Genomic DNA, 25,453 nt, shown 5'->3' with positions numbered 1-25,453 from the left:
ACGCGGAAGTCTCAAATGAACGAGCAACCCAAGATCGTGCACGACCAGGTCATCGCCACCTTGGAGATCAAGAAGATCGGCAATTCCTCGGGCTTGATTTTGTCCAAGGACCTGATGGCCCGCCTTAACCTCCATGTCGGAGATCAGCTATACGCGACGATGACGCCGGACGGCGGCTTGCGGTTCACCCCGCACGATCCGGACTTCGAGAAGGCCGTGGAAGTGGCTAGACGGGGCATGAAGCGCTACCACAACGCATTGGCTGAGCTCGCCAAATGAGTGAGCCGTTCTGGCTGACGCGCCAGATCATCGTCGCCATTCACGATGAGCAATTGGCGATTCTTGGCGGCGCAGGCGGTTTGCGCGACGAAGGCATGTTGCAATCGGTGCTGGATCCGCCACGCAACAAATGGACCTATGAGCAGCCGGAGTTGCCCGAACTCGCCGCCGCTTATGCGTTCGGCATGGCTCGCAACCGTCCCTTCATCGACGGCAACAAGCGAGCCTCGCTGCTGGCGCTCTACACCTTCCTTGGCGTCAATGGCATCGATTTCATCGTGCCCGAAGCAGAAGCGGCATCCATCATCCTGTCCCTTGCCGCCGGCGAGGTCAGCGAGGAGAGTCTGACGCGCTGGATCAGGGACAATTGGCCGGCGTAATCTGCCGTGCTGCGGAACGCCCGATCGGCTGGGCTCGCGTCAATGCTTCAGTCGCAATGACGTCATCGCAATGGCATCGTCGCAATCGCTGACGCGGTGCGGATGGCATGGTAGACTTTCGACTGCACCAAAAGGGGGTAGGCGATCTGTCGCGAGGCCCGTTGCCCTCGCAATAAGATTACGCTAATTCCACACACACTTCTCGAACATTGTCCGGAGAGACCGATGGCTGAGCGTAACGAAGTGGGCTACACCACCGCCGACGGCAACGATTATCCCGCTCATGAGCAGACCTATGAGGGATTCATCAAGCTGGTGAAATATGGCAGCGCCGCCGTGATCACCGTCGTCGCTCTGATGGCGATTTTCCTGACCTGATCCGTTCCCGAACCACACCGCTGAGTGGCGCCACGCCACCGGCTTGCTCACGCGCGCGCCAAACGCCGCCGGAGGCCCTATGAAGATTGCCGTTGCCAAGGAGATCGATGCGTCCGAGCCGCGCGTGGCGGTGTCGCCCGATACCATCAAGAAATTCAAGGCGCTGGGTGCCGAGATCGCCATCGAGCCCGGCGCCGGCATCAAATCCGGCATGCCGGATTCCGATTTCACCGCCGCCGGCGCCACCGTCAGCGCCGACGCGCTGAGGGATGCCGACATCATCATCAAGGTGAAGCGGCCCGAGGCGTCCGAACTTGCGAATTACAAGCGCGGCGCGCTGGTGATCGCGATCATGGACCCCTACGGCAATGACGCCGCGCTGAAGGCGATGGCCGACGCCGGCATTGCGGCTTTCGCGATGGAGTTGATGCCGCGCATCACCCGTGCGCAATCGATGGACGTGCTGTCCAGCCAGGCCAATCTCGCCGGCTACCGCGCGGTGATCGAAGGCGCCGAAGCCTTCGGCCGCGCCTTTCCGATGATGATGACGGCGGCCGGCACCGTCGCCGCCGCCAAGGTGTTCGTGATGGGCGTCGGCGTCGCCGGCCTGCAGGCGATCGCCACCGCGCGCCGGCTCGGCGCCGTGGTCACCGCCACCGACGTGCGCCCCGCCACCAAGGAGCAGGTCGAAAGTCTCGGCGCCAAATTCCTCGCGGTCGAGGACGAGGAATTCAAGAACGCCCAGACCGCCGGCGGCTACGCCAAGGAAATGTCGAAAGAGTATCAGGCCAAGCAGGCGGAGCTGACCTCGGAGCACATCAAGAAACAGGACGTCATCATCACCACCGCGTTGATTCCGGGACGGCCCGCGCCGCGTCTGGTCACCGCCGAGATGGTGGCCTCGATGAAGCCCGGCTCGGTGCTGGTCGATCTGGCGATCGAGCGCGGCGGCAATATCGAAGGCGCAGTGGCCGGTCAGGTCACCGATGTCGGCGGCGTCAAGATCGTCGGCTATACCAATGTGGCCGGCCGGGTCGCGGCGTCGGCCTCGAGCCTGTATGCGCGCAACCTGTACAATTTCATCGAGACGCTGGTCGACAAGACCAGCAAACAGCTCGCGGTGAAGTGGGACGACGAGCTGGTGCAGGCCACCGCGTTGACCCGCGACGGCGCCGTGATTCATCCGAATTTCCAGCCGAAAACCGCCTAAGGGGAGCCCGCCATGGAGCATATCGTGCAGGCCGTCGATCCGTTCGTGTTTCGGCTGTCGATTTTCGTTCTCGCCGTCTTTGTCGGCTATTTCGTGGTGTGGTCGGTGACGCCGGCGCTGCATACGCCGCTGATGTCGGTGACCAATGCGATTTCCTCGGTGATCGTGGTCGGCGCCCTGCTGGCGGTCGGCGTCGGTCTGGTTGGCAACGACGAGGGCGCCTGGTGGTCGCGCTTGTTCGGCTTCATTGCGCTGATCTTCGCATCGGTGAATATTTTTGGCGGCTTTCTGGTAACGCAGCGGATGCTCGCGATGTACCAGAAGAAAAAGAAGTAAGGGCAGTCTGATGACCAATTTCGCCGCACTGCTGTATCTCGTCGCCGGCGTGCTTTTCATCCTGTCGCTGCGCGGACTGTCCAGCCCGGCCACCAGCCGTCAGGGCAATTTCCTCGGCATGATCGGCATGGGGATCGCCGTCTTCACCACGCTGCTGGCGCATCCGCCGGCGAGCTTCATGAGCTTCCTCCTGGTGGTGCTCGGCATCGCCATCGGCGGCGGCATCGGCGCCGTGATCGCCCGCAAGGTGCCGATGACCTCGATGCCCGAGCTGGTCGCCGCCTTCCACTCGCTGGTCGGCATGGCCGCGGTGCTGGTCGCGGCGGGCGCGTTCTATGCGCCGGCGGCGTTCGACATCGGCGTTCCCGGCAACATCCATGGCGCCAGCCTGGTCGAAATGTCGCTCGGCGTCGCGATCGGCGCTTTGACCTTCACCGGCTCGGTGATCGCATTCCTCAAGTTGTCCGGCAGGATGAGCGGCGCGCCGATCATTCTGCCCGAACGCCACAAGATCAATATCGGGCTCGGCACCGCGCTGCTGCTCGGCATTCTGCTTCTGGTCGCCACCGGTAGCGCCAACGTGTTCTGGTTCATCGTCATCGTGGCGCTGGTGCTCGGTGCGCTGTTGATCATCCCGATCGGCGGCGCCGACATGCCGGTCGTGATCTCGATGCTGAACTCCTATTCGGGTTGGGCCGCCGCCGGCATCGGCTTCACGCTCGGCAACACCGCGCTGATCATCACTGGCGCGCTGGTCGGTTCCTCTGGCGCGATCCTGTCCTACATCATGTGCCACGCCATGAACCGCTCCTTCATCTCGGTGATTCTCGGCGGCTTCGGCGGCGAGACCGCCGCGGCCGGCGCCGGCACCGGCGAAGTGCGCCCGGTCAAGCTCGGCTCGGCGGACGACGCGGCCTTCATCATGAAGAACGCCCAGAAGGTCATCATCGTGCCCGGCTACGGCATGGCGGTGGCGCAGGCCCAGCACGCGCTGCGCGAAATGGCCGACACGTTGAAGAAGGAAGGTGTCGAGGTGAAATACGCCATTCACCCGGTCGCCGGCCGCATGCCGGGCCACATGAACGTGCTGCTCGCCGAAGCCAACGTGCCCTATGACGAAGTGTTCGAGCTGGAAGACATCAACTCGGAATTCGCCCAGGCCGACGTCGCCTTCGTAATCGGCGCCAACGACGTCACCAACCCGGCCGCCGAGGACGATCCGAGCTCGCCGATCTACGGCATGCCGGTGCTGCAGGTCTGGAAGGCCGGCACCGTGATGTTCATCAAGCGCTCGCTGGCATCCGGCTATGCCGGCATCGACAACCCGCTGTTCTATCGCGACAACACGATGATGCTGCTGGGCGATGCCAAGAAGATGACGGAGAACATCGTCAAGGCGCTGTAGGCGACAGGATTCCGCGGCGTCTCAGCTCGGTTTCCACAAGCGCCTTGCGGTTCTCGATGGCCCAGAAGATGCCGAGGTATCGCTGTTCGGTGGCGAGATGGCGGCTCTCATCGTAAACCGCTTTGGCGGCGCCGGCTGCGCCGGCTGCCGCCAGCAGGACCGACAGGGCGGACGATCCTGCGAAGGGGAGTCCACCCAGTCCGGAAAACAGGCTGAGTACCAGCCAGACGGCCGAGCTCGCGCTCCGCTCGTGCTCTTGCAAGAGCTGCCAGCATTCCAGGTTGGTTTCGTTCAGCAGACTGACGAGGCCACCGACCTCGTCAGGCGAAAGCCGGGAAAGATCGCCGGCGGCGTCAAATGCGAGCAGTCGCCGTTCCAGTTCGGAAGCCTTGGCTTGCGTCCAGCTGACGCTCGGACGGCGGGCCACCGGGCGCCGTCCTAACGAATGTCCGGGTGCGCGTCCGCTTCAGTGCCGGTCCGCTTTGTTCGATCGGATGCCAACGCCGCCTTCATCTCCGATAAGTCGGCCGCATTCCTGAGATAGAGAATTTGCGATTCGGCCCTCGTGCGCCGGCCCGCCGCGCGCTGCATCAGATAGAGGCCGGCAAAGAACAATACGGCAATGCCGCCGAGCAGCGATGCCATCGAAGTGGTATTGGTGGCGATGGCCCAGATCTGTGTCCTGGTCAGAAACACGCCCACCGCGCTGATCAGCGACAGCACCAGAAGCGCCGCGGTCTGGGCGGCGATGACAAACTCGTAATGCGCCATCCTGCTCAACAGGATGTCGGTCGAAGATCGGATCTCAGGATCTTTCTTGTCGGCAGCCATGCTCCCAATATAATTGTCGAAAGCGCCACTGTCCATTTCGGTCCGATGCACGGAATCCGGTTCCGCGACATCCCGCCGAGCTGATACCCGGCGTTTGGCCGGGCATCTTCCGTGGCGATCTGCCGTTCGGGCGCTGCTACGCCATCCGATGCAGCGCGCAGAGCTTGTTGCCGTCGGGATCGCGCAGATAAGCGATGTAGAGCTTGGTGCCGCCCATCTCGCGCACGCCCGGCGGATCTTCGCAGGGGGTCCCGCCGCAGGCTATGCCCGTCGCGTGCCAGGCGTCGGCCTCCTCCTGGGATTTCGCCGCGAAGCCGATGGTGCCGCCATTGGCGTGGGTGGCGGGCTTGCCGTCGATCGGCTTCGACACCGAGAAAGTGCCGGTCTTGGTGCGATAGAAAATCCGATGCCGGTCGACCGTGGCGGGCGATACACCGAGCGTTCCGAGCAGCTTGTCATAAAACGTCTTCGCCGCTTCGAGATCGTTGGTGCCGATCATGATATGTGAAAACATTGCGTTTCCTTCCCTGAAATCTTGCAATCTCACCCGAGGGTGATAGGCGACTATACGCATCTCGCGCGGCTTAGCGAGGCAGCGCGGTGCCGGTTCCGAGCGACCGGACGGCGCTGCCGGGGTGCGACCTCGCCCCAATTGCCATTCTTCAGATCGGGTTTGCTTGATGTCAGTCCCCGCCGCGCCCAGATCTTCGTGGATTTTCCCGGCGCTTGCTGTCGCCTTTGTCGCCGCATCGGCCGCGTTCGGCCTGACATTCACGCCGTCCCGACTCGGGATGGGCTTTGCCGCGGTGCTGCTGGTGGTGCTGTTCGGCACCGTGTTCGCCGCGGTCCATCACGCCGAGACCATCGCCCACCGGATCGGCGAACCCTATGGCACGCTGCTGCTGACGCTGTCGGTGACGGTGATCGAAGTGTCGCTGATCGCCACCATGATGCTCACCGGCAAGGCGGTGCCGACGCTGGCGCGCGACACCGTGTTCGCCGTGATGATGATCGTCTGCAACGGCCTGGTCGGCTATTGCGTGCTGGTCGGGGGCTTGCGCTTCCGCGAACAGGAATTCCAGGTTGCGGGTGCCAGTCTCTACCTCAGCGTGCTGATCGTGTTGGCGACAATCACGCTGCTGCTGCCGAACTACACCTTCACCGATCCCGGGCCGATCTATTCGGCGGCGCAGCTCGGTTTCGTCAGCCTGGCGACGCTGATCCTGTACGGCCTGTTCCTCTATACGCAGACGGTGCGGCATCGCGACTATTTCGTCGCCCGCCCGACCGCCGAGGACCATCCCGCGGCCGCCGCGACGGGGCGAGCGCTGGCGCTCAGCGTCGTGCTGCTGGCGGTGTCGCTGCTCGCGGTGGTGCTGCTGGCCAAGACATTCTCGCGTGTCGTCGATGCGGCGACCGAATGGATCGGGGCGCCCACCGCCTTCGCCGGCCTGGTGGTGGCGATGCTGATCCTGCTGCCGGAAAGCGTCGCGGCGATCGCCGCGGCGCGGCGCAACGACCTGCAAAAGAGCATCAACCTGGCGCTGGGCTCGTCGCTGGCGACGATCGGCCTCACCATTCCGGCGGTTGCCATCGTCAGCCTGATCGGCGGCAAGTCGCTCACGCTCGGCCTGGAATCCCAGGAAGCCGTGCTGCTGGTGCTGACCTTCGTTGTGAGCATGCTGACATTCGGAACGGGCAGGACCAACATGCTGTTCGGGATGGTGCATCTGGTGGTATTCGTACTGTTCGTGTTCCTGGTGTTCGTTCCTTAAGGATTCATCAACCATGTCGATCAGCGCACAATCCGACGTTCAGCAAGATACGCCCGAGGTTCGGGTCACCGAATGGCGGCTGGCACCGGGGGCGGCCACCGGGCGCCATACCCATGGCATGGACTATGTGATCGTGCCGATCACCACCAGCGTGATGACCATCGTGGCACCGGACGGCAGCCGCTCGCAGGCGCCGATCACGACCGGTAAATCCTATTTCCGCAAGGCCGGCGTCGAGCACGATGTGCTCAACGAAACCGACGCCGAGATCGTGTTTCTCGAAGTCGAAGTGAAACCTTAAAATTCGATTAAAACTGGCCGGATGGCAGGGTCGCGCTACGCGGCCCGGCTTTTGCCTCATTGCCACCGATCCGTCGCGATTGATCCCTCAATCAGCCTCAAAGCTCTTGCATCACCTCGCGTGGATGAGGCGGGCCAATGATCAAATACATCTCCAAACTGTTTCTCGATATCTTGCCATCGGTGGTCGCGACCATCATCGGCGCCTATGTTGTCAATCACTTCATCATCAGCCGGCCTGAAGCGCCGCCTTCCGCCATTGCGGTAACCGCGCAGCCGAACAGGCTCGTGGATGCGGTCAGCCCGGCGAAGGCCGAGATCAAACCGGCAGAAGCCGCGGCCAAGGCCGCGAGCGGCGCGGCGACCGACCCAGGCGAGAAACGCGCGGACAAGAGCGTTGCGGATCAGCTGGCCGCCGAGAAGACCATCGACAAGCCGTCCGACCGGCATCATCCGGCGCCGCATGAGAAGGTCGTCGCCAAGACGGCACCGACCGAGACCACGGGCGCGCTGCACGGCGCGTCGGCGGTCGAACCCGCCTCGCCGGAAGAGCGTCGCGACGCCAACGAGCTGGCGCGCGCCGCCATCGAGCGCCTGCGACTGGCCAATCCCTCGGAAGCATCGCTGCGCACGCAGGAAGCCTCCAGAGCAGAAGCTGCGCGCGCGGAAGCCGCACGCGCCGAAGCCTCGCGTGCGGAAGCCTCCCGTCTGGAAGCCTCGCGTTTGGAAGCGTTGCGTCTGGAAGCTTCTCGTGTCGAGGCCTCCCGTGCCGAAGCGACGCGGGTCCAAGAAGCGTCACGCACCGTGGCGCCGATCCAGCCGCTGCCGCCCTCGATGAACGTGGCGATGCCGGCGGCCGCCAATCCCTACAATCCCGGTGGTGCCGCGACCTCGCCGACGCAGAATCCGTCCTATACTTATTCCGCCAATGGCGGCAACGACCCGAGGCGGCCGCGCCCGCCCGCCGAGATTCCGGTGCCGGCCGAGCTTCAGGCTGACGATCTGCCGCCGCCGCGCCCCACGGTCGCCGAGGACGTGCTGCTGGCGGCGCGGTCGGTGTTCCAGGCGGTGCTGCCGCGCTAAGCCGGCAGCAGCATCATTGCTCACGGCCATCGTTCGGAATGAGGCGGCGCCGCGCGCGCCGCCGTCCGGCTGGTCTCCCAGCCACGACAAATGCCCGCAGCGAGATTGCTCCCGGCGGGCTTCACAAACATCGATAATGGCGGGGTCCAGACGGCGCCACGGCACCGGTCAAAACGACAACGCGGGCCCGAAGGCCCGCATCATCAAACGACCAATTGCAAGGATCAGCGCGGTCCGCGCGGACCTGCACTGGCGCCAGCACCACCCGGACGCGCGCCGCGATCGGCACCGAACACCGGCTTCGGCTTCATCGGCAGCAGGCCTTCGCGCTGCAACTTCTTGCGGGCCAGCTTGCGTGCCCGACGCACGGCTTCGGCCTTCTCGCGAGCCTTCTTCTCAGACGGCTTTTCGTAATGACCGCGGAGCTTCATCTCACGGAAAATGCCCTCGCGCTGCATCTTCTTCTTCAGCGCCTTGAGAGCTTGATCGACATTATTATCGCGAACGAGAACCTGCACGCGGCATCCTCTTTCATTTAAACGGAATTGAGTTCTGAAAAGCGAAGGGCCGACTAAGGCCAAGCCCTTAACCTCAAGGGCGCGGATGTATCAGATCGGGTCGGCGATGTCCACCTCGCCAGGGGACAAGTTTGATGCGGCGGCGCCCGTCGGGCGACGCCGGGAGCGCTAGAAACCGGGAAATCCGGTCATTTCCCCGCCGCCGCTGGCACCACTTCGGTGACATGGCCCATTTTGCGCCCCTGCTGGGCGGTGCGCTTGCCGTAAAGATGCACGCTGGCGCCCGGAATCGTCAGCCAGCGCTCATAATCGCTGATCTCGTCGCCGATCAGATTGGTCATGGTAACGTCGCCATGGCGTAGCGGATTGGCCAGCGGCCAGCCGGCGATCGCCCTGATGTGCTGCTCGAATTGCGAGATCGAGGCGCCGTCCAGGGTCCAGTGGCCGGAATTGTGCACGCGGGGCGCGATTTCGTTGACCAGTAGGGTCGGACCGTCGCTGCCCGGCACCACGAACAATTCCACCGCCAGCACCCCGACATAGTCCAGCGCCTTGGCGATGGTCTCTGCGATGCCGCGCGCCTTTTCGGCAAGCGCCTCGGGAATCGCCGCCGGCACCCGCGAGACCTTGAGAATGTGCTGCTGATGCTCGTTTTCGGTGACGTCGAAGCACACCACCTGGCCGTCGGCGCCGCGCGCCGCGATCACCGAGATTTCGCGTTCGAACGGCACGAAGGCCTCCAGAATGGCGGCCCGAGTCGCCAGATCATTCCAGACCGCGTCGAGATCGGCGCCGTCGCGGATGATGGCCTGGCCTTTGCCGTCATAGCCGAATCGCCTGGTCTTGATCACCGCCGGCAGTCCGATCTTGGCAATCGCCGCCCGCAGATCCTGCGAGGAGGTGACGTCCGCATAGGCGGCGGTGCCGATCCCCAGCTGGCTGACGAAGTCCTTTTCGGCGAGGCGATCCTGGGTGGTCGCCAGGATGCCGCGATCGGGCAGCACCGGCCGCCGCGCCGCCAGCAGCATCACCGCGGACGACGGCACGTTCTCGAATTCATAGGTGATGACGTCGACTTCGGCGGCGAACAATTCCAGCGCTTCGACATCGGCATATTCCGCACAGGTGGCGTATTGCACCACGTCGAACGCTGGCGAATCGGGATCGGGCGAAAACACATGGCATTTCAGGCCGAGCCGCGCCGCCGCCAGGGCCAGCATGCGGCCGAGCTGGCCGCCGCCCAGAATCCCGATAGTGTCACCGGGTTTCAGCTTGGTCATCGCCCGATTGGTCACGCTAAATCCTCCGGACGCGCAGTGACCGCGTCGGTCTGCTGCTTGCGCCATGCCGACAGCCTCATCGCCAGGTCGGCGTCGTTCAGCGCCAGCACGCTGGCTGCCAGCAAGGCGGCATTGATGGCGCCGGCCTTGCCGATCGCCAGCGTTCCGACCGGAATTCCGGCCGGCATCTGCACGATCGAATACAGCGAATCCAGCCCGGCCAGCGCCTTGGACTGGATCGGAACGCCCAATACCGGCAATTCGGTCAGCGCGGCCGCCATCCCGGGCAGATGCGCCGCGCCGCCGGCGCCGGCGATAATGATCCGAAAACCGGCCGCCTTGGCGCCCCTGGCGAAGGCATAGAGCCGGTCCGGGGTGCGGTGGGCGGAAATAATCTGCTGGTCGGACGAAATACCGAGCGCGCTCAACGTGTCGGCGGCATGGCGCATGGTATCCCAGTCGGACTGGCTGCCCATGATGATCGCGACAGGGACTGTCATTCAAATAATTCTTTCGCGAATCCAGAAAGATAGGAGGGGATTATAGCTTGGGCGGGTGGCTGGCAAGGCGTTGCGAATGGACTATCCTGTCTTGGTGAAGACCGGAAGTGGTGTGGCGATTCCCATGACAAAGAAATCCAACCCAGTGGGCTTATCAATTAGGCCGCGGCCGCCAGCGGCCAAAACGATTGCCAAGGCTCTCCCCAAGCCTGCCACCAAGACTGCTTCCAAAGCTGCGGCCAAGACGGCTTCCAAGACGGCTTCCAAGACGGCTTCCAAGCCAGCTTCCAAAACTGTCGGCAAAGCGGCCGCCGCGGCCGCGGTCAAGCCGGCGGTGCGGTGGCCCACGGCCGCCCGGCTGGAAATTCGCCAGCTGACGGAGCAGCTCGCGGCGGCGCGGTCCACGATCGAGCAATTGCGGGCCCGCGCCGACACCGATTTCCTGCTCGATATCCTCAATCGCCGGGGCTTCGAGCGCGAATTGCAGCGCTCGATTGCCTATATCAAGAGGTACCATGCAACCGGTGCGCTGATCATGCTGGATGTCGACCGGCTCAAGCCGGTGAACGACACTTTCGGCCACGCCGCCGGAGACGCCGTGCTGAAGGCTGTCGTCGCCGCGCTGTCGCGCCACGTGCGGGCGTCGGATCTGATCGGGCGGCTCGGCGGCGACGAGTTCGTGCTGCTGTTGTGGAATTTGAGCGAACGCGACGCGCTGGCTAAGGCCGAAGCGCTGGAGAATGCGGTCGATCAGCTGCGCATCGGATTGGGTGAAGACGTGCTCGCGGTCGGCATCTCCGCCGGCGTCGCGATTCTCCGGCCGGGCTCCGACGTCGCGGCGGCGCTGGCCGAGGCGGACCGTGCGATGTATGCGCGCAAGGCCGAGCGCAAGAGTCAGCGCGCCATCGCTGCCGTCACGCAATGATGTCCGGTGTGATCTGATCCTCGACGAAGGCGATCCGGTCGCGCAGCTGCAGCTTGCGCTTTTTCAGCCGCTGCAGCCGCAACAGATCGGGCGCAGGCGAGTGATGCAGGGCATCGATCGCCGCGTCGAGATCGCGGTGTTCTTGTTGCAGTCTTGCAAGCTCGGCACCGAGGTCGCGATCTTCTTCGTCGGTCATGATATGAGCTTGGTTGGATCGCGGGGAGGTCGCGACAGGATTACAATTTGCTGCGGCGAACTATCGCGCGCGCCGGCCAAGGTAGCAAGCCGAAGCGCTCTGCATATTTCGTCAGCCCCCTGTGCGCGCTGTGTGCTGATCATGAAATGCTGCATTCCGCTGTATTCAGTGTCGGTATTCTTCCGGACGCGCCGGATCCGATGTCGTCGCTCGTTCCCGGTTTGAGGAATTGCACCGGTCACATTTCATTGACGACGAACATCCTGAATATGACGATTGTGATTCGAAACCCATCGACAGAAGCCGCCGGACATGTACACTCCATCGTCCGGATCGACTTATCTCTCTCACCGAGGAGGTTTCGTATGGCACTTCAAGCGCATCTCGTTGAACTGGAACGGAAGCACCAGGTTCTCGAAAGCAAGTTGCACGAAGCTCAAGTACATCTTTCCACGGACGATCTGCGAATTGTCGAGTTGAAGCGCCGCAAACTAATGGTGCGGGACGCGATCGAAAAGCTGAAAACCACCGTCGGCGAGACGCTGCACTAGCGTCATTGGGTCGCACACGACCTCTACCACCAATGCCTTGATCCGCACCGGCGTTTGATCCGGCGCCGGTAGGCGGTCAAGGCGCCTGGTGGGCGACATCATCCACGCAGGCTGCCCTGCAAGCTAATCTCCAGGCTCCAGGGCGATAATCGCTCGCGATGGCGATCCTCCCTGGGAACAAATCCTAGCATTTCGACACGGCGCCCAGATCGGCGACGTAGTCGGCAATCGCCAGCGATGCCGTAAGGCCGGGCGATTCAATCCCGAACAGATTGATTAGCCCCGCCACACCATGCCGGCGCGGCCCCTGGATCACGAAATCCTGCACCGCCACCGCCGGGGGCACGATCTTGGGACGGATGCCCGAATAGGCCGGCGCCAGGGCGCCGTCGGGCAGGCCAGGCCAATAGCGCCGGATCGCCGGATAGAACCGCTCCGCCCGCATTGGATCGACGGCGTAGTCGATCGCATCGATCCATTCGACGTCAGGGCCGAAGCGGGCCTGGCCGGCGAGGTCGAGGGTCAGATGCACCCCGAGCCCGCCCGGTTCTGGGACCGGATAGATCAGATGGGAGAACGGCGCCCGCGCGCCGCAGCTGAAATAATTGCCCTTGGCCAAATAGGCTTGCGGCACCAGTTCGGCCGGCATCGCGGCGATGCTGCGCGCCACCGCGGGCGCGGCGAGCCCCGCGGCGTTGATCAGCAGCCGGCATCCCAGCTGCATCGGTGCCTCGCCGCCGATCTCCAGCACCAGCCCGTCGCCCTCGCTGGTCGCGCGGAGCAGCGGCGCGTGAAAGGCGAAGGCCGCGCCGGCGTCCTCGGCGTCGCCGCGCAACGCCAGCATGTAGGCGTGGCTGTCGATGATGCCGGTGGAGGGCGACAGCAGCGCCGCGTCGCAATTCAACGCCGGCTCCAACGCGCGCGCCGCGGCGGCGTCGAGCGCGCGCAGATCGCCGACGCCGTTGGCCGCCGCATGGGCCTGGATCGCCGTCAGCCGTTCGGATTCCGCCGGCGTGGTCGCCACGATCAGCTTGCCGCAACGGCGATGCGGAATGCCGTGATCGCCGCAATAATCGTACAGCGCCTGTCTGCCGGCGACGCAGAACCGGGCCATCAGACTGTCGGCGCGATAATAGATCCCGGCATGGATCACCTCGCTGTTGCGCGACGAGGTGACGGTGCCGATGCCCTCCGCCGCCTCCAGCACGATGACCTCGAGCCCGGCCTGCGCCAGCCGTCGTGCCGTCGCCAGCCCGACCACGCCCGCGCCGATGACGACGCACTCAACCCTGTCCATTTCCAAACTCGAAACCTGAGATCGCCCTGGATTAGAAACGGCGGCCGGGCCGCCGCGTGTGTTATCGCGGCATTAACCATGCAAGGTCAAATGATCGAAGATAAGTCAATTGACCCTCTTGCGATTTTTTCTGTTTACGTGATCCAAACCGGTCTTGCCAGAAACTATACGGGGAATTCCCGGGTGGGTTATGGCAGGCAAAGATAGGCAAGCAAGCGGCGAGGCGGCAAACATAGCTGCGGCATCGCTGTGCCTGGTCGGGCTCGGTGTGAGCCCCGCCATGGCGGGTGCGGCGGTGGTTATCAGGCCGGACAGCGGCGACTGGCTCCAGACCGAGACGATCTGGGAATTGCTGATCGGCGGTTTTGTCGTCGCCTCGTTCCTGGCTGCCGTTGCGCTGTGGACGATGACGAAGCTGCGCCGATTGCGGCGCGCGCATTATCGCAAGAACTTGGTAGTCAATTCCGTCCTGAACAATCTTCGGCAGGGCCTGGTGATCATCGATCCCCACGACAGGCTGGTGTTCTGCAACGACCGCTTTTTGGAAATCTACGGCCTCAGCCGTCGCGACGTGCCGGAATGCATGACCGGCGCTGAACTGCTGAGACTGCGGCGCGCGCGCGGCACGCTCGATATCAGCACCGAGGACTTCTACAGGAACGCCAGCTCCCCCAAGGGCCATATCGCCGAACTGCCCGACGGGCGATCGGTTTTGGTGAAACTGACGCAATTGCCGAATGGCGGTTCGGTGGCGACCCACGATGATTGCACCGAGCAACGCCGGCTGTCGCATGAAGTGGCCACGACCAAGCAATTCCTCGAATCGGTGGTCGACAACATCCCGGTCTGCATCGCCGCCAAAAGCCTCGAGGATGGCCGCTACATCCTCGCCAACCGCGCGTTCGAAGACCTGGTGCGGCTGAGCCGCGGCCAGATCGTCGGCAAGCGTGCCGACGAGATTTTTTCCCCCAACGCGGCGAAGTCCATCAAAGAAGCCGACCAGGCGGCGCTGGCCGCGCCGGAACGTCGGTTGCGGATCGAGTTTCCGCTCGAACGGGATGACAAGATGCGCTTGCTGGAGAGCAACCGCGTGATCGCCCGCAACGACAAGAACCAGCCGGAATTTCTGATCACCTTGTTGGAGGACGTCACCGACCGCCGCTCGATGTCGGCGGAATTCGAGAGGGCCAAGAAATTCCTCGAACTCGTGGTCGACAACGTGCCGGTTTCGCTCACCGTGCAGGACGTCACCGACGGTCGCTATTTGCTGGCCAACCGAAGCGCCGAAATCATCCTCAATCGTCGCCGCGAGGATGCGATTGGGTTGAATTGCGCCGACATTTTCAATGCCAAGGAGGCCAGGCTGATCTCCGATCGCGACGCCATCGCGATCAAGAAGAGAAAGCTGCAGACCGAAGAGCACCCGATCAGCACCAAGGACGGGCTGCGGCTGTTCCTGACCCGGCGCATGACCGTTCTCGACGGCGCGGGTGCGCCGCAATATCTGATCAAGACCCACGAGGACGTCACCGATCGGCGCCAGACCGAGTCGCGCATGGCGCATATGGCCTATCATGACGGCCTGACAGACCTGCCGAACCGCTTGGCGTTCATGCAGGCGCTGGCGCAGATGATCGAGGCCTGCAAATCCGTCAACGAGGAGTTCGCGGTGCTGTCGGTCGATCTCGACGGGCTCAAGGAAATCAACGACGTGTTCGACCACGCCATCGGCGACAGATTGCTGATCGAGGTGTCGCGCCGGATCGAGACGGCGTCGCGCGGCGGCGTGGTGGCGCGGCTCAGCGGCGACGAGTTCGGGCTGATCATCGACGGGCCGCAGCCGGCGTCGGCGCGCGAGCTCGCGGAGCGCGTGGCAGCCGCGCTGGCGACCGGCTTCACGATCGACGGCAAATCGGTGCGGATCGGCGTCACCACCGGCATCTCGGTGTTTCCCGGCAACGGCACCGACGCGGCGTCGCTGCTGGCCAATGCGGGCGCGGCGCTGTTCCGCGCCAAGGTCAAGTCGCGCGGCTCGGTCCAGCTGTTCGAGCCGGAAATGGATCAGCAGATTCGCGACCGCCGGGCGCTGCATCAGGATCTGTCCAATGCGATCCGCAACGGCGAACTGTCGCTGCATTACCAGCCGCAGGCAAGCAGCCGCGAGCGGTTCGACCGGACCGATATCATCGGCTTCGAGGCGTTGGCGCGGTGGCATCATCCGGAGCGCGGCATGGTGCCTCCGGCCGAGTTCATTCCGCTGGCGGAAGAGAGCGGGCTGATCGTCGAGATGGGCGAATGGATTCTGCGCGAGGCCTGCCGCGAGGCCGCCTCGTGGTCGCGGCCGCTGCAGGTCGCGGTCAATCTGTCGCCGGCGCAATTCGTCAAGACCGATCTGGTCGCCTTCGTGCACCGGGTGCTGCTGGAAACGGGCCTGAAGCCGAGCCGGCTCGAACTGGAAATCACCGAGGGCGTTCTGATCGACGATTTCGACCGCGGCCTCGCCTTGCTGCGGCGGCTGACGGCGCTCGGCGTCCGGGTCTCGATGGACGATTTCGGCAGCGGCTATTCCTCGCTGACTTATCTGCAGGCGTTCCCCTTCAACAAGATCAAGATCGATCGCGCCTTCATCATGAATCTCGGGCGCAATCCGCAATCGGCGGCGATTGTTCGCGCGGTGATCAATCTCGGTCACGGACTCGGCGTGTCGATCGTCGCGGAAGGCGTCGAGACCCGGGCCCAGCTCGATTTCCTCGTCGCCGAGCATTGCGACGCGGTGCAGGGCTATTTCATCGGACGGCCCGGCCCGATCGAGCAATATGCCGCGCTGGTCGGTCCCGCTGCCGACCAATCCAGCCGCATGATCGGCTGAAGCGGCCCGGTCTTCGCGCCGACCATGCTTGAGCCGGCTCCGATCCGCCGTTAGCTTGCGGACGGAAGCCGAGGTCGATGGTTGATGGCTGAACAAACGACAGAGTCCGGGACGCCGCCAGCCGTCGACACGCCGCTGCTGCGGATCGAGGCGGTCGAGAAGCGGTTCGGCGGCTTCGTCGCGGTCGATCGCCTGTCGCTCGATATCAAGGCCGGCGAGTTCTTCGCGCTGCTGGGACCGTCGGGTTGCGGCAAGACCACGCTGCTGCGGATGCTGGCCGGGTTCGAGACCCCGGACCACGGCCGGATCCTGCTCGACGGCCAGGATATCGCGGCGGTGCTGCCGCATCAGCGCCCGGTCAATATGATGTTCCAGAACTACGCGCTGTTTCCGCACCTGTCGGTCGCCGGCAATATCGCCTTCGGGCTGAAGCGCGCCGGCCTGCCGAAGGGTGAGATCAAGTCCCGTGTCGCCGAGATGGTGGCGCTGGTGCGGCTCGAGGGGTTGGAGAAGCGGCGGCCGGAGCAATTGTCCGGCGGTCAGCAGCAGCGCGTCGCACTGGCCCGCGCGCTGGCGCGGCGGCCGCAATTGCTGCTGCTCGATGAGCCGCTGGCCGCGCTCGACAAGAAGCTGCGCGAATCCACCCAGCTCGAATTGCGGGCATTACAGCGCCGCCTCGGAACCAGTTTCGTGATCGTCACCCATGATCAGGACGAGGCGATGATGCTGGCCGACCGGATCGGCGTGATGCATTCCGGCCGGCTCGAACAGGTGGCGACGCCGCGGCAGCTCTATGAGGCGCCGGCATCGCGCTGGGTTGCGGAGTTCGTCGGCGACGTCAACATGTTCGACGGCAGCATCGCGGCGCGGCAGGGCGGCCGACTGACGGTGGCGACCAGCGACGCCGGGGCGATCGTCGCGGCCGAGCCCCGGCAGCCGAGCCGGAGCACCAATATCTGCGTGGCGATCCGGCCGGAGAAGGTGCGGCTGTCGCGCCAAGGCCCGGCCTCCGAGGCGCGCGACGCCGGCGCCATCAACCGGCTCGAGGGCGTGGTCGCCGCGGTCAGCTATGCGGGGGGCCTCACCGGTTACAGCGTCAAGCTCGACCACGGCGCGATGCTGCGGGCCTCGATGGCCAATATCGCGCGGCTCGATGTCGACGCCTATGCGGCGGGCCAGCGCGTGGTGGCGTGGTTTGCGCCCGACGATTGCGTGGTGCTGGAGCAATGAGCGCGAACACGAGACGCATTTTCACAAGGCCGGCGCGGATCGCGCTGATCGCACCCTATCTGTGGATGGCGCTGTTTTTCCTGGTGCCGTTCGGCTTCGTGCTCAAGATCAGCCTGTCGCATACCGCGATCGCGCAGCCGCCTTATCTGCCGGTGTTCGACTGGACCGCGGGCTTCGCCGCGCTGAAGGCATCGTTTGCGGCGCTGTCGCTCGACAATTTCCGGCTGCTGATCGCCGACGATCTCTATGTGCTGTCCTACCTGCGCAGCCTGAGCGTCGCCGCGCTCTCGACCGCGATCCTATTGCTGATCGGCTATCCGATCGCCTACGGCATGGCGCGCCTGCCGAGGCGGTGGCAGCCTTTGGCGATGCTGCTGGTGATCGTGCCGTTCTGGACCTCGTTCCTGATCCGGATCTATGCCTGGATCAACATCCTGCAGCACGATGGCCTGCTCAACCAGACGCTGCTGGCGCTGCATCTGGTCGCAGCACCAGTGGTATGGCTGTCGACCGATACCGCGATGATTCTCGGCATCGTCTATTCCTACCTGCCGTTCATGATCCTGCCGCTCTACGCCACGCTGGCGCGGCAGCAGCCGGCGCTGCTGGAGGCGGCGGTCGACCTCGGCGCCTCGCCGCTGCGGGCGTTCTGGCTGGTGACCTTGCCGCTGTCGCTGCCCGGCATCGGCGCCGGCATATTGCTGTGCTTCATTCCAATCGTCGGCGAATTCGTGATTCCGGATCTTCTGGCCGGCTCGGATTCGATGATGATCGGGCAGACGCTGTGGCTGGAGTTTTTCACCAACCGCGACTGGCCGGTGGCCTCGGCGCTGGCGGTACTGCTGCTGGCGCTGCTGCTGCTGCCGCTGTGGATCTACGAGCGCCTGCAGCGTCGGCAGCTCGAAGGAGGGCGATGATGGCGGTCGCCGCGACGTGCTTTCTTCACCTCTCCCCATCGGAGAGGGCGCGCGCCGTCATTGCGGCGAGCTCTGACTTCTCCCTCCCCCCTTGCGGGGGAGGGTCGGGGTGGGGGGGAGCCCCGGATCGAGGCTTCCGTCGTGGCCCCCCACCCCCGACCCCTCCCCGCAAGGGAGAGGGGAGCGGAGAGGCCCTGCCATGAGGCTGACCCGCTTCAACATCGCCGCGCTCGCGTTCGGTCTGGCGTTTCTCTATCTGCCGATCGTCATCCTGGTGATCTATTCGTTCAACGCCTCAACGCTGGTGACGGTGTGGGGCGGCTGGTCGCTGCGCTGGTACAAAGAATTCTTCAACGACGAGGCGATGCTGGCGGCGGCCGGGATGAGTCTGCGGGTGGCGCTGGCCTCCGCCACGGCGGCGACGCTGCTCGGCACGCTGGCCGCGGTGGCGCTGTCGCGCGGCGGCCGCTTCAAAGGCCGCGCGGCGTTTTCCGGGATGCTGTACGCGCCCCTGGTGATGCCGGAAGTGATCACCGGCCTGTCGCTGCTGCTGCTATTCGTGGCGATCGACGCCGAGCGCGGGTTCTGGACCGTGACCATCGCCCACACCACGCTGACGATGTGCTTCGTCGCGGTGGTGGTGCAGTCGCGGCTGGGCGTGCTCGATCGCAGTTATGAGGAGGCCGCGATGGATCTCGGTTGCGATCCGGTGCGGGCGTTCTTCGCCGCCACCCTGCCGCTGATCTGGCCGGCGGTGGCGGCCGGCTGGATGCTGGCCTTCGCGCTGTCGCTCGACGATCTGGTGATCGCCAGCTTCACCACCGGCCCCGGCTCGGCGACGCTGCCGATCCGGATCTATTCCGAGGTGCGGCTCGGCGTGAAGCCGGAGATCAACGCGATCTGCACGCTGCTCATCGGCGTGGTGACGCTGATCATTGTGGTTTCGTCGCTGGCGTCGAAATTGTCCCATGCACGGACGCAGAGCGCCGCGCCGCTGTAATGCCTGCGCGGGCGCTCAGTTCGGCGCCGGTGTCGCGGGGGCCGGCTGAGGCGCCGGCGCTTCGGCGGTCGCCGGAGCCGGCGGAGCCGTCGCGGGCGCTGGCGCCGGGGTTTCGGCGGCGGTGGGGTCCGGTTCGGGTTTCTTCTTCTGGCCGCCGAAGCGTTCCAGCACCGAGCGAACCGCGTCGCGGGTCTTGCGGTCCTTCACCGCGTCGAGCAGCGGCGCGGAGGCCGGCGAGCGCCGGATCAGGCTTTCCGGGTCGGGGAAGATCAAGGGATCGTCCCATGGCCCTTGAATCACGAAAGGCAGGTCGAAGCCGGGCGTCGTGCCGGGGGTGGAGGCCAGGCTCGCGACGCCTTTGAGGTCGTAGTCGCGCATCGGAACGGAAGCGGTGCCCTTCATCGTGATCCGCGCCCCGTTGCCCTCGATCCGGACATCCTCGGCGGTGGCCACGCCGTCGCTGAAGCGCACCGCGACGTGCAGATCGTTGAACGGCGTCTTGCCGCTGCGGAAGTTGCCGCCGCCCGACAGCGGCCGGCGCTCCAGCCGCTTCAACAGCTGCTCGACATTGAAACCCGAAATCGCACCGTCATGGCCGGTCAGGGTCGCGGTCCCGTCGAGCGATTGGGCGAGCCCGAACGGGCTGGTGCCCGATGCTTCCAGCGCGATGTCGAGATTGCCGCGGCCGGACAGGCTTCTGACGCCCGCCAGGTCGTTGGCGCAACTTTGCAGGTCGACATCGGCGAAATGGAACTGGGCCTTGACGTCGGCCACCTTTGCGGAGCGCGAGATGCCCAGCGTGCCCTTGACGATGCCGCCATAGATCTGCGCCTCGCCGATGCTCAGCGCCAGCGTCCCGCTGCGCAGATTGGCGCCGAGCGCAGTGCGCCCCAGCGTGGTGGAGCCGATGGTGACTTTCGCCGCCGACAGCCGCATGTCCAGATCGATCGGATTGATGGCACCGAGATCGAATAATTGCCGGTTCCAGTCGCGCGCGCCGCTGGCGAGCAGGCGGATGGTGGAGACGTAGGGGGTGAAATCGATCGCACCCGCCGCCAATGTTGCCTGCAATCCCTTGCGGCCGCCATTGCTGGAATAGGTCATCCCCCCTTCGGCGACGTTCTTGTCGAGCTCGATATTGACATTGGTCAGCGCGATCGAAGGGCCGACCACATTGGCGCGCGCCTGCAGCGCGAAGCGGCCGAATCCGCCGCTGCCCGGTGGCTCCTGGCCGGCCCAGCGCAGCGCGTTGCGCAGCGACGGGCTATCGGCCGACAGCGTGCCGTCCAGCAGCAGGCTGGCGCGATCGGTGATCGCGCCGTCGAAGGCGATCTTCATCGGGGCGCCGGCCAGCCGCAGCCGAAGGCCCGAGCGGTTACCCGACAGCGCGGCGATGAAGTCGTTGACGCTGATGCTGCCGTCGATCCGCTCGCCGCGCCAGTCGAACTGCCCGGTGGCGGCGAAGGTGCGGGAGATCGAGGGCCAGGCCAGCGACAGATCGATGTCCGAAAGCTTTTCCGACAGGTCGTTGGCGTCGTCGCGATAGTCCAGGATGCCGTCCTGCAGCCGGATTTCCGAGAACGACATTTCATTGTCGACGCCGGGCTTCATATTGTGCTTCAGCGTTTCGATGAACGGCGTCCAGTTGCTGCGGCCGTCCTCAGCCCGCACCACGTGGATCGCCGGATGGCTCAGCACGATATCGGCGATCTCGAACCGCTGCAGCAGCAACGGCAACAGCCGCAGATTGGCGATCATGACGTCGACGCTGAGCGCTGTATCGGCACCGGCGTCGCCGTCATTCTTCAAGCGGACGTTCTTGAAGGTGACGTAGCTGCGCGGGAACACCGAGACGCCGATGTCGCCGTCGATCACCAGCTCGAGCCCGGTGACAGCCCGGATCTGCGCCTCCACGGCCTCGCGCAACGCGGCGCGGTCGAGCAGGAAGGATTGCGCGATCAGTCCGGCCAGCGCGATGGCGATCAGCGCCGCAACCGACATCCCCAAGCGTTTGATTCCTTGGGCCATCGCCAATGGTTATCCGGATCGGTTTGAAATTGAAGCAGGCAAGCCGGGCTGCGGGCCCGTCTCGGACGGCAATCTGGTCGGTTTTCTTGACGCTTTCAAGGCCGGCCCGCAAGCGCCGCGGGGGCCCCGCGATTGACGGGCCAAGACTATTTCGCCTAATAAACGCCCGCCAAGCGCTGTCCCTCTAGCAGGTCTGAGCAATATGAAAAAGGTCTATCCTGACGCCAAATCGGCCCTCGAGGGCATTCTGCGGGACGGCATGATGATCATGTCCGGCGGTTTCGGCCTGTGCGGCATCGCCGAGACCTTGTCGGACGCGCTGCGCGATTCGGGCGTCAAGAACCTGACCGTGGTGTCGAACAATGCCGGGGTCGACGGCATCGGGCTGAGCCGCCTCTTGGAAACCCGCCAGATCAAGAAGATGATCTCGTCCTATGTCGGCGAGAACAAGCTGTTCGCCCAGCAATTCCTGGCCGGCGAGCTGGAACTCGAATTCGCCCCGCAGGGCACGCTGGCCGAGCGGATCCGCGCCGGCGGCGCCGGCATTCCGGCGTTCTACACCAAGACCGGCGTCGGCACGCTGGTCGCCGAAGGTAAGGAAGAAAAGGTGTTCGATGGTGAGAAATACATCATGGAACGCGGGCTGTTCGGCGACCTCGCCATCGTCCACGCCTGGAAGGGCGATACCGCGGGAAACCTCGTCTACCGCAAGACCGCGCGCAACTTCAATCCGATGATGGCGACCGCGGCGAAGATCACCGTCGCCGAGGTCGAGCATCTGGTGCCGGCCGGCGAGATCGATCCCGACCACATCCATACGCCCGGCATCTTCGTCAAGCGCATCATCGAGGTCGGCACCGCCAAGAAGCACATCGAGCAGCGCACCATCCGCAAGCGCGCCGATGCCGCGATGCCCGCCGCAACCGGAGAGGAAGTCTGATGGCCTGGACCCGCGAACAGATGGCGGCCCGCGCCGCCAAGGAATTGCGCGACGGTTTCTACGTCAATCTCGGCATCGGGATTCCGACGCTGGTGTCGAACTACATCCCCGAGGGCGTCGACGTCGTGCTGCAGAGCGAAAACGGCATGCTCGGCATGGGCCCGTTCCCCTATGAGGGCGAGGAAGATCCCGATCTGATCAATGCCGGCAAGCAGACCGTCACCGAACTGCCGACCACCAGCTACTTCTCCAGCGCCGATTCCTTCGGCATGGTGCGCGGCGGTCATATCGACCTGTCGATCCTCGGCGCGATGCAGGTGGCGCAGAATGGCGACCTCGCCAATTGGATGATCCCCGGCAAGATGGTCAAGGGCATGGGCGGCGCGATGGACCTGGTCGCCGGCGTCAAGCGCGTCGTGGTGGTGATGGAGCATTCCGCCAAGGACGGCCCGAAACTGCTGAAGAGCTGCAACCTGCCGCTGACCGGCGAAAAGGTGGTCGACATGGTGGTCACCGATCTGGCCGTCTTCACCATCGACAAGCACGGCAAAGACGGCATGGCGCTGATCGAACTCGCCGATGGCGTCACGCTCGACGAGGTCAAGGCTAAGACCGAAGCCGAATTCCGGGTGGCGCTGAAGAACGCGTAAGAAAAGTGGGGGCAGGTCTTGGCTCTGACGATCCGGCGCGCAACGTCTGACGACGCCGACTTCATCGCATGGACCATTCTGGCCGCGCAGCGCGGACATCGGCCGCGCGGCTGGTTCGATATCGCACTGGATTGGCCCGAGACGCGTTGCCGTACCCTGGTGAAATCGATCGCCACGCACCGGCAGGTCAGCTGCTGGCATGTCTCGACATTCTGGATCGCCGAAATCGACGGCGCTGCGGCTGCGGCGCTGTGTGCCGTGCCCGCCAGCGGCGTGGTCGCCGCGCAGCGCGCCGCGATGCAACAGGCGCTGCATGACGCCGGGATCGATCCGGCCGAGCAAGCCGCTATCAGTCGGCGCGGCGCCTATGTCAGATCGTGCTGGATGCCGGGCGACGACGCCAACTGGTTCATCGAACATGTCGCGACGACGCCGGCCTGTCGCGGCCGCGGACTGACGCAGGCGCTGCTGGCGCATGCGCTGGCGGAAGGCGCGCGCGCAGGCCACACCCGGACGACCATCAGCTTCTACATCGGTAATGACGTCGCCGAGCGCTGCTATGCCAAAGCCGGCTTCGTCTTCGCGGAAGAACGGCGCGATCCGGAATTCGAGGTGCTCACCGGCACGCCCGGCTTCCGCCGATTCGAGCGCGCGGTCTGACGTTGATTTGCTTGCAAGCGGGCGAGCGCCCTGGAGCAGGGGGGCGGCAACGCGCAACGACCGCAAGCCACCAACTCACGCCGGCCCCTGCGGCACATCGGCGAAGCGCGTCAACCAGATCACCGGCGGGACGCTGGCGGCGACGATCAGCAGGGCGGCGAGCGCGCCGTCCTCGAAGCTGCCGCGACTGGCATATTGGTAGATCGAGGTCGCCAGCGTCTCGACATTGAGCGGCCGCAGCAGCAGCGTCGCCGGCAGTTCCTTCAGGCAATCGACGAACACCACGATCGCAGCGCCGAGCAGCGCCGGGCGCAGCAGCGGCAGGTCGACGCGGCGCAGCGCGGTCAGCCGCGACGCGCCGGCGGCGCTGGCGCTGTCGTCATAGTCGCGCGGAATCCGCGCGAAGCCGGCGGCGATGAATCCGCTCGGCACCGCCAGGAAGCGGATCACATAGGCGGCCACCAGCGCGGCGCCGGACCCGATCATCAAGAGGCCGGGCGGCGGCAGTCCGAGCGCGTGCGCCAGCGCGGCGAAGCCGCCGTCGATCAGCAGCACCGGCGCCAGCAGTCCCAGTGCCAGCACCAGCCCCGGCAATGCGTAGCCGGCCTGCGCGGTTGCCGCCGCGATCCGGGTCAGCCGGGTCGGGCGCCAGCGCAGCGCCAGCACCACGATCAGGCCGAGCAGCAGCGCGATCGCGGTGGCGGCGGCGGCCAGCGTCACCGAATGCCAAGCGTCGCGCCACACCGCACCGTCCGATACCAGATCGCGCCGGAGCGTCTCGCGCAGCAGATAGGCCACCGGGAGCAAGAAGCCGAGCAGCGGCGGCGTCAGGCAGGCGGCGAAGGCCAGCCATCCGCGCAGGCCCGGCAAATTCGTGCGCGGCGTCAGCCGTGGATTTTCCGCCGACGATTCGACGCTGGCGTTGCGGCGGCCGTTGCGCTCCAGCGCGATCAGCGCCGCCACGATCGCCAGCAGCACCAGCGACAATTGCGCGGCGCCGGCCAGGCTGCCGCGATTGAGCCAGGTGGTGAAGATCGACAGCGTCAGGGTGCGGACGCCGAGATATTCGCTGGCGCCGATGTCGTTCAGCGTTTCCAGCGATACCAGCGACACCCCGACCGCGAGCGCCGGTCGCGCCATCGGCAGCGTCACCCGCCGGAAAATGGTGAAGCGGCCGGCGCCGAGCACTTTGGCGGCCTCGGCGAATTCGGCGCTTTGCACCTGAAACATCGCGCGGGCCGACAGATAGACATAGGGATACAGTACCAGGCCGATCACCAAGATGGCGCCGGGCAGCGAGCGCAGATTCGGCAGCCAGCCGAGCGCGTCGCGCGGCGGCAGCGCCAGCGTCAGCATGCGATGCGCCAGGCCGAGCGGCTCGAACAGGTCGACATAGACATAGGCCGCCAGATAGGTCGGGATCGCCAGCGGCAGCGGCATCAGCCACAGCAGCAGCGCGCGGCCGGGAAAGTCGCGCGACGACATCAACCAGGCGGAACCCGCGCCGATCGAAAGCGCCACGGTGCCGACGCCGAGCAGCAGCAGCGCGGTGTCGCGCAGCGCCTGCGGCAGCACATAAGCGAGCAGATGCGGCCACAGATCGTCGACCGGCCCCAGCGCCACGACCGCGATGCTGACCACCGGCGCCGCCACCGCAAGCGCGGTCAGCAGCGCGATCGCGGCGGCGCTGCGTTCGATGCGGGAGAAATGTTTCATCGATGAGGGCGAGATATCCCTTCCCGCAACGGCAGGGCAATCGCATTTCGACGTTTGCGATCGTTGCGCGGATCACCCTCCCCTGGAGGGGGAGGGTCGCTCGCGCAGCGAGCGGGGTGGGGTGGCGAAGAGGTTATCCGCCGTGCGCGCGGCTCACCCCACCCCGGCGTGCAGCGCGCTTCGCGCGCTACAAGCCGAC

Annotated in this window: 29 protein-coding genes; 19 read left to right on the top strand and 10 right to left on the bottom strand. The window is 65.1% G+C overall.

Features of this window, described 5'->3' with window-relative positions:
- Positions 1 to 15: 15 nt before the first annotated feature.
- From RBJ75_RS14300 to RBJ75_RS14275, 6 genes are all read left to right on the top strand, one after another.
- A complete protein-coding gene (locus tag RBJ75_RS14300; protein WP_044413143.1) occupies positions 16 to 279 on the top strand; it encodes an AbrB family transcriptional regulator in 264 nt (87 codons plus the stop codon).
- Positions 276 to 659 carry a type II toxin-antitoxin system death-on-curing family toxin gene (locus RBJ75_RS14295; protein ID WP_044413140.1) on the top strand — a complete coding sequence of 128 codons (384 nt, stop codon included), beginning with the start codon at positions 276 to 278 and terminating at the stop codon, positions 657 to 659. The genes RBJ75_RS14300 and RBJ75_RS14295 overlap by 4 nt, the downstream gene beginning before the upstream one ends.
- A gap of 225 nt (positions 660 to 884) precedes the next feature.
- Positions 885 to 1,037 carry an aa3-type cytochrome c oxidase subunit IV gene (locus RBJ75_RS14290; RefSeq protein ID WP_044413137.1) on the top strand — a complete coding sequence of 51 codons (153 nt, stop codon included), beginning with the start codon at positions 885 to 887 and terminating at the stop codon, positions 1,035 to 1,037.
- Between the two features lie 79 nt (positions 1,038 to 1,116).
- Positions 1,117 to 2,247: a Re/Si-specific NAD(P)(+) transhydrogenase subunit alpha gene (locus RBJ75_RS14285; RefSeq protein WP_044413134.1), complete on the top strand. Its 1,131-nt coding sequence runs from the start codon at positions 1,117 to 1,119 to the stop codon at positions 2,245 to 2,247.
- A gap of 12 nt (positions 2,248 to 2,259) precedes the next feature.
- Positions 2,260 to 2,583 carry a proton-translocating transhydrogenase family protein gene (locus tag RBJ75_RS14280; protein ID WP_276156868.1) on the top strand — a complete coding sequence of 108 codons (324 nt, stop codon included), beginning with the start codon at positions 2,260 to 2,262 and terminating at the stop codon, positions 2,581 to 2,583.
- Between the two features lie 10 nt (positions 2,584 to 2,593).
- Positions 2,594 to 3,988: an NAD(P)(+) transhydrogenase (Re/Si-specific) subunit beta gene (locus tag RBJ75_RS14275; protein WP_044407683.1), complete on the top strand. Its 1,395-nt coding sequence runs from the start codon at positions 2,594 to 2,596 to the stop codon at positions 3,986 to 3,988.
- On the opposite strand, the gene RBJ75_RS14270 is transcribed toward RBJ75_RS14275, so the two are convergent.
- The 3 genes from RBJ75_RS14270 to RBJ75_RS14260 form a co-directional block, all read right to left on the bottom strand.
- Positions 3,975 to 4,415 (bottom strand): hypothetical protein, encoded by a 441-nt coding sequence (locus RBJ75_RS14270; RefSeq protein ID WP_044407682.1) that lies wholly within the window; start codon positions 4,413 to 4,415, stop codon positions 3,975 to 3,977. The two genes, RBJ75_RS14275 and RBJ75_RS14270, sit on opposite strands and share 14 nt — an antisense overlap.
- Before the next feature lie 11 nt (positions 4,416 to 4,426).
- Entirely contained in the window at positions 4,427 to 4,819 is a 393-nt protein-coding gene (locus RBJ75_RS14265; RefSeq protein WP_152647635.1) for a hypothetical protein, read from the bottom strand.
- Positions 4,820 to 4,955: 136 nt separating this feature from the next.
- Positions 4,956 to 5,333 (bottom strand): VOC family protein, encoded by a 378-nt coding sequence (locus RBJ75_RS14260; RefSeq protein ID WP_044407678.1) that lies wholly within the window; start codon positions 5,331 to 5,333, stop codon positions 4,956 to 4,958.
- Positions 5,334 to 5,499: 166 nt separating this feature from the next.
- Between RBJ75_RS14260 and RBJ75_RS14255 the strand changes: the two genes are divergently transcribed.
- The 3 genes from RBJ75_RS14255 (at position 5,500) to RBJ75_RS14245 (ending at position 7,977) form a co-directional block, all read left to right on the top strand.
- Positions 5,500 to 6,594, top strand: coding sequence for a calcium:proton antiporter (locus RBJ75_RS14255; RefSeq protein WP_044407675.1), 1,095 nt, complete (start codon positions 5,500 to 5,502; stop codon positions 6,592 to 6,594).
- Between the two features lie 13 nt (positions 6,595 to 6,607).
- Positions 6,608 to 6,895, top strand: coding sequence for a cupin domain-containing protein (locus tag RBJ75_RS14250; RefSeq protein WP_044407674.1), 288 nt, complete (start codon positions 6,608 to 6,610; stop codon positions 6,893 to 6,895).
- A gap of 137 nt (positions 6,896 to 7,032) precedes the next feature.
- Positions 7,033 to 7,977 (top strand): hypothetical protein, encoded by a 945-nt coding sequence (locus tag RBJ75_RS14245; RefSeq protein WP_052628856.1) that lies wholly within the window; start codon positions 7,033 to 7,035, stop codon positions 7,975 to 7,977.
- A 224-nt stretch (positions 7,978 to 8,201) separates the two neighbouring features.
- Here the strand turns inward: RBJ75_RS14245 and rpsU are convergent, their stop codons facing one another.
- From rpsU to purE, 3 genes are all read right to left on the bottom strand, one after another.
- Entirely contained in the window at positions 8,202 to 8,495 is a 294-nt protein-coding gene (gene rpsU / locus RBJ75_RS14240) for a 30S ribosomal protein S21 (protein WP_044407673.1), read from the bottom strand.
- Between the two features lie 188 nt (positions 8,496 to 8,683).
- Positions 8,684 to 9,775 (bottom strand): 5-(carboxyamino)imidazole ribonucleotide synthase, encoded by a 1,092-nt coding sequence (locus tag RBJ75_RS14235; RefSeq protein ID WP_044407685.1) that lies wholly within the window; start codon positions 9,773 to 9,775, stop codon positions 8,684 to 8,686.
- An 11-nt stretch (positions 9,776 to 9,786) separates the two neighbouring features.
- Complete coding sequence (purE, locus tag RBJ75_RS14230; RefSeq protein WP_044407670.1) at positions 9,787 to 10,275, bottom strand: 5-(carboxyamino)imidazole ribonucleotide mutase; 489 nt, start codon at positions 10,273 to 10,275, stop codon at positions 9,787 to 9,789.
- A 76-nt stretch (positions 10,276 to 10,351) separates the two neighbouring features.
- On the opposite strand from purE, the gene RBJ75_RS14225 reads away from it, so the two are divergent.
- Entirely contained in the window at positions 10,352 to 11,200 is an 849-nt protein-coding gene (locus RBJ75_RS14225; RefSeq protein ID WP_080900926.1) for a GGDEF domain-containing protein, read from the top strand.
- Here the strand turns inward: RBJ75_RS14225 and RBJ75_RS14220 are convergent.
- Positions 11,190 to 11,396 carry a YdcH family protein gene (locus RBJ75_RS14220; RefSeq protein WP_276156867.1) on the bottom strand — a complete coding sequence of 69 codons (207 nt, stop codon included), beginning with the start codon at positions 11,394 to 11,396 and terminating at the stop codon, positions 11,190 to 11,192. The two genes, RBJ75_RS14225 and RBJ75_RS14220, sit on opposite strands and share 11 nt — an antisense overlap.
- A 365-nt stretch (positions 11,397 to 11,761) precedes the next feature.
- Here RBJ75_RS14220 and RBJ75_RS14215 point away from each other — a divergent pair, with 365 nt between their 5' ends.
- Entirely contained in the window at positions 11,762 to 11,947 is a 186-nt protein-coding gene (locus RBJ75_RS14215; RefSeq protein WP_044408583.1) for a YdcH family protein, read from the top strand.
- 184 nt (positions 11,948 to 12,131) lie between these two features.
- On the opposite strand, the gene RBJ75_RS14210 is transcribed toward RBJ75_RS14215, so the two are convergent.
- Positions 12,132 to 13,244, bottom strand: a complete 1,113-nt coding sequence (locus tag RBJ75_RS14210; protein WP_044408585.1) for an NAD(P)/FAD-dependent oxidoreductase — start codon at positions 13,242 to 13,244, stop codon at positions 12,132 to 12,134.
- A 190-nt stretch (positions 13,245 to 13,434) separates the two neighbouring features.
- Here RBJ75_RS14210 and RBJ75_RS14205 point away from each other — a divergent pair, with 190 nt between their 5' ends.
- From RBJ75_RS14205 to RBJ75_RS14190, 4 genes are all read left to right on the top strand, one after another.
- Positions 13,435 to 16,113 (top strand): EAL domain-containing protein, encoded by a 2,679-nt coding sequence (locus RBJ75_RS14205; RefSeq protein ID WP_044408588.1) that lies wholly within the window; start codon positions 13,435 to 13,437, stop codon positions 16,111 to 16,113.
- An 84-nt stretch (positions 16,114 to 16,197) separates the two neighbouring features.
- The gene (locus RBJ75_RS14200) at positions 16,198 to 17,343 is read left to right on the top strand and encodes an ABC transporter ATP-binding protein (protein WP_044408591.1); all 1,146 of its coding nucleotides are present in this window, start codon (positions 16,198 to 16,200) and stop codon (positions 17,341 to 17,343) included.
- On the top strand, positions 17,340 to 18,260 hold the full coding sequence (locus tag RBJ75_RS14195; RefSeq protein WP_044408594.1) for an ABC transporter permease: 921 nt from the start codon (positions 17,340 to 17,342) through the stop codon (positions 18,258 to 18,260). The genes RBJ75_RS14200 and RBJ75_RS14195 overlap by 4 nt, the downstream gene beginning before the upstream one ends.
- A 199-nt stretch (positions 18,261 to 18,459) precedes the next feature.
- Positions 18,460 to 19,260, top strand: coding sequence for an ABC transporter permease subunit (locus tag RBJ75_RS14190; protein ID WP_044408596.1), 801 nt, complete (start codon positions 18,460 to 18,462; stop codon positions 19,258 to 19,260).
- 15 nt (positions 19,261 to 19,275) lie between these two features.
- On the opposite strand, the gene RBJ75_RS14185 is transcribed toward RBJ75_RS14190, so the two are convergent.
- Positions 19,276 to 21,288: an AsmA family protein gene (locus tag RBJ75_RS14185; protein ID WP_044408598.1), complete on the bottom strand. Its 2,013-nt coding sequence runs from the start codon at positions 21,286 to 21,288 to the stop codon at positions 19,276 to 19,278.
- Between RBJ75_RS14185 and RBJ75_RS14180 the strand changes: the two genes are divergently transcribed.
- From RBJ75_RS14180 to RBJ75_RS14165, 4 genes are all read left to right on the top strand, one after another.
- Entirely contained in the window at positions 21,236 to 21,424 is a 189-nt protein-coding gene (locus RBJ75_RS14180; protein ID WP_173427334.1) for a hypothetical protein, read from the top strand. The two genes, RBJ75_RS14185 and RBJ75_RS14180, sit on opposite strands and share 53 nt — an antisense overlap.
- A 66-nt stretch (positions 21,425 to 21,490) precedes the next feature.
- Positions 21,491 to 22,228 carry a CoA transferase subunit A gene (locus tag RBJ75_RS14175; protein ID WP_044408600.1) on the top strand — a complete coding sequence of 246 codons (738 nt, stop codon included), beginning with the start codon at positions 21,491 to 21,493 and terminating at the stop codon, positions 22,226 to 22,228.
- A complete protein-coding gene (locus tag RBJ75_RS14170; RefSeq protein WP_044408602.1) occupies positions 22,228 to 22,878 on the top strand; it encodes a 3-oxoacid CoA-transferase subunit B in 651 nt (216 codons plus the stop codon). Before RBJ75_RS14175 ends, RBJ75_RS14170 begins: the two co-directional genes overlap by 1 nt.
- A gap of 18 nt (positions 22,879 to 22,896) precedes the next feature.
- Positions 22,897 to 23,538 carry a GNAT family N-acetyltransferase gene (locus tag RBJ75_RS14165; RefSeq protein WP_317528491.1) on the top strand — a complete coding sequence of 214 codons (642 nt, stop codon included), beginning with the start codon at positions 22,897 to 22,899 and terminating at the stop codon, positions 23,536 to 23,538.
- A gap of 75 nt (positions 23,539 to 23,613) precedes the next feature.
- On the opposite strand, the gene RBJ75_RS14160 is transcribed toward RBJ75_RS14165, so the two are convergent.
- Positions 23,614 to 25,254 (bottom strand): ABC transporter permease, encoded by a 1,641-nt coding sequence (locus RBJ75_RS14160; RefSeq protein ID WP_044408604.1) that lies wholly within the window; start codon positions 25,252 to 25,254, stop codon positions 23,614 to 23,616.
- Positions 25,255 to 25,453: the final 199 nt, after the last annotated feature.

The organism is Rhodopseudomonas sp. BAL398 (assembly GCF_033001325.1).
GTDB lineage: Bacteria > Pseudomonadota > Alphaproteobacteria > Rhizobiales > Xanthobacteraceae > JARJEH01.
Note: the sequence above shows the minus strand (reverse complement) of the source record. Positions and strands in the feature narration are given on the sequence as shown.

What these genes read in the sequence shown, in the direction of transcription:
- RBJ75_RS14300 (WP_044413143.1), top strand. Translation starts at nt 16, where the DNA reads ATGAACGAGCAACCCAAGATCGTGCACGACCAGGTCATCGCCACCTTG.
- RBJ75_RS14295 (WP_044413140.1), top strand. Translation starts at nt 276, where the DNA reads ATGAGTGAGCCGTTCTGGCTGACGCGCCAGATCATCGTCGCCATTCAC.
- RBJ75_RS14290 (WP_044413137.1), top strand. Translation starts at nt 885, where the DNA reads ATGGCTGAGCGTAACGAAGTGGGCTACACCACCGCCGACGGCAACGAT.
- RBJ75_RS14285 (WP_044413134.1), top strand. Translation starts at nt 1,117, where the DNA reads ATGAAGATTGCCGTTGCCAAGGAGATCGATGCGTCCGAGCCGCGCGTG.
- RBJ75_RS14280 (WP_276156868.1), top strand. Translation starts at nt 2,260, where the DNA reads ATGGAGCATATCGTGCAGGCCGTCGATCCGTTCGTGTTTCGGCTGTCG.
- RBJ75_RS14275 (WP_044407683.1), top strand. Translation starts at nt 2,594, where the DNA reads ATGACCAATTTCGCCGCACTGCTGTATCTCGTCGCCGGCGTGCTTTTC.
- RBJ75_RS14265 (WP_152647635.1), bottom strand. Translation starts at nt 4,819, where the DNA reads ATGGCTGCCGACAAGAAAGATCCTGAGATCCGATCTTCGACCGACATC.
- RBJ75_RS14260 (WP_044407678.1), bottom strand. Translation starts at nt 5,333, where the DNA reads ATGTTTTCACATATCATGATCGGCACCAACGATCTCGAAGCGGCGAAG.
- RBJ75_RS14255 (WP_044407675.1), top strand. Translation starts at nt 5,500, where the DNA reads ATGTCAGTCCCCGCCGCGCCCAGATCTTCGTGGATTTTCCCGGCGCTT.
- RBJ75_RS14250 (WP_044407674.1), top strand. Translation starts at nt 6,608, where the DNA reads ATGTCGATCAGCGCACAATCCGACGTTCAGCAAGATACGCCCGAGGTT.
- RBJ75_RS14245 (WP_052628856.1), top strand. Translation starts at nt 7,033, where the DNA reads ATGATCAAATACATCTCCAAACTGTTTCTCGATATCTTGCCATCGGTG.
- RBJ75_RS14235 (WP_044407685.1), bottom strand. Translation starts at nt 9,775, where the DNA reads ATGACCAAGCTGAAACCCGGTGACACTATCGGGATTCTGGGCGGCGGC.
- purE (WP_044407670.1), bottom strand. Translation starts at nt 10,275, where the DNA reads ATGACAGTCCCTGTCGCGATCATCATGGGCAGCCAGTCCGACTGGGAT.
- RBJ75_RS14225 (WP_080900926.1), top strand. Translation starts at nt 10,352, where the DNA reads ATGGACTATCCTGTCTTGGTGAAGACCGGAAGTGGTGTGGCGATTCCC.
- RBJ75_RS14220 (WP_276156867.1), bottom strand. Translation starts at nt 11,396, where the DNA reads ATGACCGACGAAGAAGATCGCGACCTCGGTGCCGAGCTTGCAAGACTG.
- RBJ75_RS14215 (WP_044408583.1), top strand. Translation starts at nt 11,762, where the DNA reads ATGGCACTTCAAGCGCATCTCGTTGAACTGGAACGGAAGCACCAGGTT.
- RBJ75_RS14210 (WP_044408585.1), bottom strand. Translation starts at nt 13,244, where the DNA reads ATGGACAGGGTTGAGTGCGTCGTCATCGGCGCGGGCGTGGTCGGGCTG.
- RBJ75_RS14205 (WP_044408588.1), top strand. Translation starts at nt 13,435, where the DNA reads ATGGCAGGCAAAGATAGGCAAGCAAGCGGCGAGGCGGCAAACATAGCT.
- RBJ75_RS14200 (WP_044408591.1), top strand. Translation starts at nt 16,198, where the DNA reads ATGGCTGAACAAACGACAGAGTCCGGGACGCCGCCAGCCGTCGACACG.
- RBJ75_RS14195 (WP_044408594.1), top strand. Translation starts at nt 17,340, where the DNA reads ATGAGCGCGAACACGAGACGCATTTTCACAAGGCCGGCGCGGATCGCG.
- RBJ75_RS14190 (WP_044408596.1), top strand. Translation starts at nt 18,460, where the DNA reads ATGAGGCTGACCCGCTTCAACATCGCCGCGCTCGCGTTCGGTCTGGCG.
- RBJ75_RS14180 (WP_173427334.1), top strand. Translation starts at nt 21,236, where the DNA reads ATGGCGATCAGCGCCGCAACCGACATCCCCAAGCGTTTGATTCCTTGG.
- RBJ75_RS14185 (WP_044408598.1), bottom strand. Translation starts at nt 21,288, where the DNA reads ATGGCCCAAGGAATCAAACGCTTGGGGATGTCGGTTGCGGCGCTGATC.
- RBJ75_RS14175 (WP_044408600.1), top strand. Translation starts at nt 21,491, where the DNA reads ATGAAAAAGGTCTATCCTGACGCCAAATCGGCCCTCGAGGGCATTCTG.
- RBJ75_RS14170 (WP_044408602.1), top strand. Translation starts at nt 22,228, where the DNA reads ATGGCCTGGACCCGCGAACAGATGGCGGCCCGCGCCGCCAAGGAATTG.
- RBJ75_RS14160 (WP_044408604.1), bottom strand. Translation starts at nt 25,254, where the DNA reads ATGAAACATTTCTCCCGCATCGAACGCAGCGCCGCCGCGATCGCGCTG.